Origin of the sequence: Mesorhizobium sp. M2A.F.Ca.ET.037.01.1.1 (assembly GCF_003998075.1) — a bacterium.
Lineage (GTDB): Bacteria > Pseudomonadota > Alphaproteobacteria > Rhizobiales > Rhizobiaceae > Mesorhizobium.
In genome coordinates this window covers 1-7,030 of sequence record NZ_RZSA01000267.1, presented here as the reverse complement: position 1 = coordinate 7,030, position 7,030 = coordinate 1, and the positions used below count along the sequence as shown (strand labels likewise).

Annotated in this window: 9 protein-coding genes; 8 read left to right on the top strand and 1 reads right to left on the bottom strand. The window is 64.5% G+C overall.

Annotated features, from left to right (window positions below):
• Positions 1–440, top strand: a 440-nt coding sequence (locus tag EOA27_RS15325; protein WP_189562036.1) for a TOBE domain-containing protein, incomplete at its 5' end; no start/stop codon positions are given.
• Between the two features lie 84 nt (positions 441–524).
• Entirely contained in the window at positions 525–866 is a 342-nt protein-coding gene (locus EOA27_RS15320) for a winged helix-turn-helix domain-containing protein (protein ID WP_042644082.1), read from the top strand.
• A 165-nt stretch (positions 867–1,031) separates the two neighbouring features.
• On the opposite strand, the gene cobF is transcribed toward EOA27_RS15320, so the two are convergent.
• Entirely contained in the window at positions 1,032–1,796 is a 765-nt protein-coding gene (cobF, locus tag EOA27_RS15310) for a precorrin-6A synthase (deacetylating) (RefSeq protein WP_126082047.1), read from the bottom strand.
• A gap of 142 nt (positions 1,797–1,938) precedes the next feature.
• Here cobF and EOA27_RS15305 point away from each other — a divergent pair, with 142 nt between their 5' ends.
• The 6 genes from EOA27_RS15305 to EOA27_RS15280 all read left to right on the top strand — a co-directional run.
• Complete coding sequence (locus tag EOA27_RS15305) at positions 1,939–2,955, top strand: DUF4424 domain-containing protein (RefSeq protein ID WP_126082048.1); 1,017 nt, start codon at positions 1,939–1,941, stop codon at positions 2,953–2,955.
• Complete coding sequence (locus EOA27_RS15300) at positions 2,955–3,473, top strand: dihydrofolate reductase (protein WP_126082049.1); 519 nt, start codon at positions 2,955–2,957, stop codon at positions 3,471–3,473. The genes EOA27_RS15305 and EOA27_RS15300 overlap by 1 nt, the downstream gene beginning before the upstream one ends.
• 247 nt (positions 3,474–3,720) lie before the next feature.
• Positions 3,721–4,827 carry an FtsH protease activity modulator HflK gene (gene hflK, locus EOA27_RS15295; protein WP_126082050.1) on the top strand — a complete coding sequence of 369 codons (1,107 nt, stop codon included), beginning with the start codon at positions 3,721–3,723 and terminating at the stop codon, positions 4,825–4,827.
• The gene (locus tag EOA27_RS15290) at positions 4,827–5,789 is read left to right on the top strand and encodes a protease modulator HflC (RefSeq protein WP_126082051.1); all 963 of its coding nucleotides are present in this window, start codon (positions 4,827–4,829) and stop codon (positions 5,787–5,789) included. The genes hflK and EOA27_RS15290 overlap by 1 nt, the downstream gene beginning before the upstream one ends.
• A 6-nt stretch (positions 5,790–5,795) precedes the next feature.
• Entirely contained in the window at positions 5,796–5,984 is a 189-nt protein-coding gene (locus tag EOA27_RS15285; protein WP_126082052.1) for a DUF2065 family protein, read from the top strand.
• Positions 5,985–6,162: 178 nt separating this feature from the next.
• Positions 6,163–7,030 (top strand): trypsin-like peptidase domain-containing protein (locus EOA27_RS15280; RefSeq protein ID WP_245491098.1); only part of this gene is annotated, 868 nt, incomplete at its 3' end.

The window sequence follows — 7,030 nt, the reverse complement described above, 5'->3', positions numbered from 1 at the left end:
ACCTGTTGCCGGCGGAGGAACGCGGCGAAGGCGGGGCGGTGCTCGACACCAAGGTACTGCGCCACGACGAGGCGTTCGGCATGACGGTGCTGGGCTCACCGGCCGGCGAAATCCGGGTGCCGAAACTGGCGATGGCAGCGGGCGCTCCGGTGCGCATTCGCATCCGCGCCCGCGACGTCATGATCGCGACCGAGCGGCCGGCAGGTCTCAGCGCGCTCAACATTCTGGCGGGAACGATCACCGCTGTCAGGCCGGGCATCGGGCCGACCGTGGAAATCGCCATCGACTGCAATGGCGCGATCGTGCTGGCTCGGATCACCGAACAGTCCAAACACACCCTTCGTCTGGCGCTCGGCCAGCAGGTCTTCGCGGTGATCAAGACGGTGAGCTTCGACAGCGCGACGACCGGGGCGGGCCTGCCGGTTGAGGCGGATGGTTGACGAAGGGCCAAATCGCTATGTTGATTTGGAATAGCGATCTGGCGGCGGAGAGGGTAGTCTCGGCATGACCGCGGAGGACAGGGCATGCCATCGTTGAGCCTGCGGATAAATCTCGACCCCGACGGCCGGATCGGCCCCGGCAAGATTGAGCTTTTGGAGCAGATCGCCGCCTTCGGATCGATCTCGGCCGCGGCGCGCGGCATGGAGATGTCCTACAAGCATGCGTGGGATCTGGTCGAGGACATGAACCGCGTGTTCGGCAAGCCGCTGGTCGCCGCGCAAACCGGCGGCAAGAAGGGCGGCGGCGCGCAATTGACATCGGTGGGTTTGGCGGTCGTCAGCCGTTTCCGGGCCATAGAGCGGGCCGCGTCATCGGCCGCGGCCGTCCATATGCAGGCGCTGCAGGCGGAGATCGATGCCGGATGAAGGGCAGTAGGGCAGTAGGGCAGTAGGGCAGTAGGGCAGTAGGGCAGTAGGGCAGTAGGGCAGTAGGGCAGTAGGGCAGTAGGGCAGTAGGGCAGTAGGGTGTGACGTCCCGGAGTGCTTGCGCATGCGATGTGCGCGCCCCTATTGCCTTACTGCCCTACTCCCTTACTCCCCTGATTTCCTCAGCAGATAAGTGTCCATGATCCAGCCCTTTTTCCGGCGGGCTTCCTCGCGGACCTTCTCGATCTTGGCACCGACATCGCCTAGGCGTCCGGAGATGACGATCTCATCCGGCGTGCCGAGATAGGCGCCCCACTGGATGAAGACATCCTTGTCGGCCAGCGTGTTGAAGGCGCATTTGCCGTCGAGCATGACTATGGTCGAGCCGGCATTGGCCGGCAGGCCTTCTTCGGTCAGCCGGCGGCCGGTGGTCACCAGGATCGAATCGCCGATGCGGTTGAGCGCGGTCGCGTGGGCGGCGGCCAGCGCCTGGATCGCAGTGATGCCGGGGATGACTTCGAGCTCGAAACCCACATTGCCCCTCAGGCGGACGCGCTCGAGGATGCGCAGCGCGCTGTCATAAAGCGACGGGTCGCCCCAGATCAGGAAGGCGCCGCAACCGTCTTCGGCAAGCTCGTGGCGGATCAGGGTCTCGTAGATTTCGGCGATCGCCTCGTGCCAGTCGTCGACGGTTGTCCGGTAGGACGATGTCGGCTCGGCCCTGACCGGCACCTCGAATTCGACGCGGCGCGATTTAGGGTTGGTGACGAAGCGGTCGCAGATCTGCCGGCGCAGATCGGCGAGATCGTTCTTCTTCGCCCCCTTGTCGGGGATGAACAGCACGTCGGCGCGGTTCAGGCCGTTGATGGCCTGGACCGTCATGTGATCGGGATTACCGGCGCCGATGCCGATGACGAGAAGCTTGCGCATGGCGATCTCCTGCCTGATCGGCGGCTCGGTGTCCAGAAGTACCCGTATCCGGTGACGAAGGGCTTTGAAACGCTATCTTGAAACGGGTAGATGGAAGAGCGCATCCGGCTGGTCCCGGTATAGCGGCACAGAGGAGGGGTCGATGTTACGCACCATACTGACCGCGGCGCTGGCGATCATGGCCGCTCCGGCCCTCGCCAACGATTCCGTCGCCGAACTCGGCACCGGCGGCCTGATCCTGTCGCGCAGCGATGCCGTCGCCATGCAAAGCGAGGACCTTTTCATCTCGCCGGAGAAGGTGACGGTCGACTATGTCTTCCGCAACAACACCGACAAGGATGTCAGCTCCATCGTGGCGTTCCCGATGCCCGACATCGAGGGCGATCGCAACGAGATGCCGGCGCTCCCGGAGGCGCAGAGCGACAATTTCCTCGGCTTCGAGGTGACGATTGACGGCGTCGACGCGAAGCCTCAGCTTGAGCAACGGGCGTTTGCACTGGGCATCGACATCACTGCCGACCTCAAGGCCCAGAGCGTGCCGCTCTATCCGTTCGGCGATGCTGCCAAGGCGGCGCTGGCGAAACTGCCCAAGGCTGTCACCAAGGACTGGGAAGACCGCGGCATCATCATCGAGGATACGGCCGATGACGGTTCGGGCATGCAGACCGCCTATGTGCCCTTCTGGCAATTGCGCTCGACCTATTGGTGGCGTTCGACCTTCCCGGCCAACAAGGAAGTTCATGTCTCGCATCGCTATAAGCCAAGCGTCGGCGGCACCTCCTCGGTCAGCTTCTTCTCCGATGGCCAGTTCCAGAGCCCGCAATACGAGACTTACAAGACCCGCTACTGCATGGATCAGACGTTCGAGAACGTGGTGCGCAAGGCGGCCAAGGCGAATCCGGACGGTTATCCAAAATATTACGAGAGCCGGATCGCCTACGTCCTCACCACGGGGGGCAACTGGGCCTCCGGCACCATCGGCAATTTCAAGCTGACGATCGACAAGGGCAGCCCCAAAAACCTCGTCTCCTTCTGCGGCGACAATGTCAAAAAGGTCGGACCGACGACATTCGAGATCACCGCGAAAGATTTTTATCCCGAGCGCGACATCGACATCCTGCTGCTCGAGCCGTCCGACAATGGCGGGAACGGCGGCTGATGGATATCGCGATCTATGTCGCCATCGCCGAAAACGGCGTGATCGGCCGCGAGGGCGGCCTGCCGTGGCGGCTTTCCACCGATCTCAAGCGCTTCAAGGCCGATACGATGGGCAAGCCGATCATCATGGGCCGCAAGACCTATGAAGGCATCGGCCGGCCGCTGCCCGGCCGGCTCAACATCGTGGTGACGCGCGACAAGGCCTGGCGCGCCGAAGGCATCGAAGTGGCCCACTCGCTGGATGACGCGATCGCGCTGGCCAGGGTGCGCGGCCGCTGCATGGCGGGAGCGGAGGAGATCTGCGTGGTCGGTGGCGGCGAGATCTATGCCCAGGCCTTGCCGGTTGCCGACCGGCTGCACGTGACGCATGTGCTGGCCAGCGTCGATGGCGACGCGCATTTTCCGCCGATCGACCCGAGCATCTGGCAAGTCGTCAGCGCCGAGGATTTTCCCGCCGGCGAGAAAGACAGCCACGCCACGCGTTATACGGTTTACGAGCGCCGACGCGACGATCGTTGATGACGACAAAGGGTCGCGACCGATCCAAATCGCATGGGGACGATGGCCCATCGCGTTGAAAGCGGATCGACGCGTCCCTATAGAAGAACGGTGTTGCAGCGGCCCGCGTCCAACCGGACGCACAAGAGGCCGCCGTAATACCTTGATTTTGGCGCACGATTCCTTTTCGAAAACCGATATGGGTTTTCCCGGTCATGCGTTAGGATTGCGCCGCAAGGCCTGAGGGAACCGAAGCGAAAGGACATTCATGCCCTGGAACGACAAGAGTGGCGGCGGCGGCCCATGGGGCGGCGGCGGCAATCAGGGACCCTGGGGGCAGGGGCCGAAAGGGCCAAGCGGACCGCAGGGTTCCCCGCCCGATCTCGAGGACATCATCCGCCGTGGCCAGGACAGGCTGCGGCGCGCGCTTCCGGGCGGCGGCGGCGCCAGCCCGGCGGTGCTCGGGCTCATCGCTCTGGCGCTCATCGTGCTGTGGGCCTTCAAGGCGATCTATACCGTGCAGCCCGACGAGGTCGCCGTCGAGTTGCGTTTCGGCCAGCCGAAGTCTGAACTCTCGCAGCCTGGCCTGCATTTCCACTGGTGGCCGATCGAAACGGTCGAAACCGCCAAGATCTCCGAGCAACTGGTCAGCATCGGTGGTGGCGCGAGCAGCGGCTCCGGGCTGATGCTCTCCGGCGACCAGAACATCGTCAACGTTCAGTTCTCGGTCGCCTATCAGGTCTCGGATCCCAAAGCCTACCTGTTCGACGTCTCCGACCCCGACGGCATGCTGGCGCAGGTCGCCGAGAGCGCGATGCGCGAAGTTGTCGGCCGGCGCCCGGCGCAGGATATTTTCCGCGACGATCGCCAGGGCATCGCAACCGCGGTGCGCGAGATCATCCAGGGCACGCTCGACGGCTACAAGACCGGCCTCCAGGTGAACGCGGTCTCGATCGAGGATGCGGCGCCGCCGCGCGAGGTCGCCGACGCCTTCGATGAAGTGCAACGCGCCGAGCAGGACGAGGACAAGTTCGTCGAGCAGGCCAACCAGTATTCCAACCAGAAGCTCGGACAGGCGCGCGGCCAAGCGGCGCAGATCCGTGAAGACGCGGCCGCCTACAAGAACCGGGTCGTTCAGGAAGCGGAAGGCGAGGCGCAGCGCTTCATCTCTGTCTACAATGAATACGCCAAGGCGCCCGACGTCACGCGCAAGCGTCTTTATCTCGAAACCATGGAGAGGATCCTGAAGGACTCGAACAAGGTCGTCGTCGAGCCGGGCAACGGTCAGGGCGTGCTGCCTTATTTGCCGCTGCCGGCTTTGCAGCCGAAAGCGCCGCCGTCGCCCCTCGGCGCCGCGACGGGAGGTAACCAGTGATGGCCAACCGTCTCCCCATCATCGCCGTCATCGCGGCCATCCTCCTGTTCCTGCTCTATTCCTCGGTGTTCGTGGTCAATGCCGGCCAGCAGGCGATCGTGCTGCGGTTCGGCGAGATCATCGACGTCAAGAACGAGCCCGGCATCTACTTCAAGGCGCCGTTCGCCTTTTTCGACGCCGACAGCGTGCAGATGGTCGAGAAGCGCGTGATGCGCTTCGACCTCGACAACATCCGCGTCCAGGTCTCGGGTGGCAAGTTCTACGAGGTCGATGCCTTCATCGCCTACCGAATCTCGGATCCGCGCACGTTCCGCGCGGCTGTGTCCGGTCAGGTGGAACTGGCCGAAGCCCGGCTGAGGACGCGTCTCGATGCGGCGCTACGCCGTGTCTACGGCTTGCGCGATTTCGAGGCCGCGCTCTCCGAGGAGCGCGGCAACATGATGCGCGAGGTGCGCGATCAGCTGCGCCCCGACGCGACGTCGCTCGGCCTCGATATCGAGGATGTGCGCATCCGCCGGACCGACCTGACGGCGGAGGTCTCGCAGCAGACCTATGACCGCATGAAGGCCGAGCGCCTGGCGGAAGCCGAGCGCCTGAGGGCGCGCGGCAACGAGGCGGCGCAGCGCATCAGGGCGCGGGCCGACCGCGAGGTCGTCGAGATCGTCGCCGAGGCGCAGAAGGAATCGGAGATCCTGCGTGGTGAGGGCGAGGCGCAGCGCAGCGCGACCTTCGCGGATGCCTATAAGCGCGATCCCGCCTTCTTCGACTTCTATCGCTCGATGAACGCCTACGGCACGGCGCTGGACAACACCGGAACGACGATGGTGCTCTCGCCCGAGTCCGAGTTCTTCCGCTACTTCCGCGATCCGGGCAGCAAGCCCGGCCCGGCGCCTTCCGCGCCAACGGCCGCGCCTGCGACGGCACCTGCCGCGCCTGCGACCCAACCCGGCACCGCCCAGTAGCGGGCGGTGCAGGATTTTCTGGCGGCAATCGGCCTGGTCCTGGTGATCGAGGGGCTGGTCTATGGCGGGTTTCCGGCTTTGGCCCGGAAACTCGCGGCCGAGGTGCTGTCGGTGCCGGAAAATGTGCTGCGGGTCGGCGGGCTGGTGGCGATCGCCGTCGGCGTCGGCATCGTCTGGCTCGTCCGCGGCTTATGATATTCCTTGGTGCCCAAGCGATTGACGATTTATCTTGCGCCGATAGCTATAGCCGCAAACGTGCCGTATTTTTTGCCAACATGAACCGGACGGGCGCCTTTGCGGATGCGCCCTTCCTTTTCAGAACAACCGGGAGGCCATGATGATATCCGACACCCTGTTGCGCGCGGCGCGGCGTATGGTCTTCGCCGGCGCCACCGCATTCGCGGTCGGCATTGTTGCCGTTCCATCCTTCGTCACGCCGACGGTTGCCTCCGACGGACCGCCTTCGGTCGCCGATCTCGCCGAGCGCCTGCTCGGCGCGGTGGTCAACATCTCGACCTCGCAGACGGTGAAGGGCACGGAAGGACCGGGCGCGGTGCCGATGCCGCAACTGCCCGAGGGCTCGCCGTTCCAGGATTTCTTCGACGATTTCTTCAAGAACCGCGGCGGCGACAAGGGCGGCGGCGGGCAGAAAGTGCAGTCGCTCGGCTCCGGCTTCGTCATCGACGCCGAGCAGGGCATCGTGGTGACCAACAACCATGTCATCGCCGATGCCGACGATATCGAGGTGAATTTCTCCGACGGCATCACGCTGAAGGCGACGCTTGTCGGCACCGACACCAAGACCGACGTCGCGGTGCTGAAGGTCGACCCCAAGGGCCACAAGCTGACGGCGGTGAAATTCGGCGATTCCATCAAGATGCGCGTCGGCGACTGGGTGATGGCGATCGGCAATCCGTTCGGCTTGGGCGGCACGGTGACGGTCGGAATCGTCTCGGCGCGCAACCGCGACATCAATTCCGGTCCCTATGACGATTTCATCCAGACCGACGCCGCCATCAACCGCGGCAATTCCGGCGGTCCGCTGTTCAACGCCGCCGGCGAGGTCATCGGCATCAACACGGCGATCATCTCGCCGTCGGGCGGCTCCATCGGCATCGGTTTCTCCATCCCCTCGCAGCTTGCCGCCGGCGTCGTCGACCAGCTTCGCCAGTATGGCGAGACGCGGCGCGGCTGGCTCGGCGTTCGCATCCAGCCGGTGACGGACGACATCGCCGAAAGCC

Bases quoted from the DNA above. Each gene is read 5' to 3' on its own strand.
- EOA27_RS15320 (WP_042644082.1), top strand. From the start codon at position 525: ATGCCATCGTTGAGCCTGCGGATAAATCTCGACCCCGACGGCCGGATC.
- cobF (WP_126082047.1), bottom strand. From the start codon at position 1,796: ATGCGCAAGCTTCTCGTCATCGGCATCGGCGCCGGTAATCCCGATCAC.
- EOA27_RS15305 (WP_126082048.1), top strand. From the start codon at position 1,939: ATGTTACGCACCATACTGACCGCGGCGCTGGCGATCATGGCCGCTCCG.
- EOA27_RS15300 (WP_126082049.1), top strand. From the start codon at position 2,955: ATGGATATCGCGATCTATGTCGCCATCGCCGAAAACGGCGTGATCGGC.
- hflK (WP_126082050.1), top strand. From the start codon at position 3,721: ATGCCCTGGAACGACAAGAGTGGCGGCGGCGGCCCATGGGGCGGCGGC.
- EOA27_RS15290 (WP_126082051.1), top strand. From the start codon at position 4,827: ATGGCCAACCGTCTCCCCATCATCGCCGTCATCGCGGCCATCCTCCTG.